Origin of the sequence: Rhizobium sp. PDO1-076 (genome assembly GCF_000247475.1) — a bacterium.
Lineage (GTDB): Bacteria > Pseudomonadota > Alphaproteobacteria > Rhizobiales > Rhizobiaceae > Allorhizobium.
Genome location: NZ_AHZC01000358.1, coordinates 1 through 609 on the forward strand (window position 1 = coordinate 1; position 609 = coordinate 609).

Genomic DNA, 609 nt, shown 5'->3' on the forward strand with positions numbered 1-609 from the left:
ATGCCTGCTCAGTCGCTTCCTTGAAGCGGTAGCTGTCGCCTTCGATGGCGATGACCTCGCAGTGATGCAGGAGACGGTCGACCAAGCTGATGACGCAGGCGGCATTCGGGAAGACCTGCGACCATTCGGCAAAGGGCTTGTTGGTGGTGAGGATGGTCGATCGTTTCTCATATCGGCGGCTGATGATCTCAACCAGAAGGTCGGTATGGCGGTTGGAATAGGAAAGATACCCATCGCAGCTTTACCCGTGTCGGTCCCGCGTGCTTCGCGCACCATTGGAGGCTGTTTGACGCCACCCAATTGTATCGTGTGGCCTCTCTATTGTCTGACGGTGCATCCTGTGCCCGCTCGGCTCGCAGCTTGTCATTAGATGTTCTAAACACAGTTCGAAAGTGCGCAGGAGGGTTTCTCTCAGGTGCACTGGTGAGCCATGTAACCCCAAGTACATGGCTCACCGCCCCATTTGCTGTTGGAGTGCGCTCAAATCATGACCAGTTTGTCTCTCGAAGCCGGTGTTTCTCTCGAAGACTGCCCGCAGGCCCGTCATCCGGCGCGCCGCGCGATGCAGCAGCCGCCGCTTTCGAGGGTGGTCGTTGTGCCAGTTCTGCT

1 protein-coding gene is annotated in these 609 nt (G+C 57.6%); it reads right to left on the reverse strand.

What is annotated here, in order from left to right:
* A partial coding sequence (locus PDO_RS29480; RefSeq protein ID WP_458574659.1) for an ATP-binding protein occupies window positions 1-196 on the reverse strand: 196 nt, incomplete at its 3' end.
* Between the last annotated feature and the right edge of the window lie 413 nt (window positions 197-609).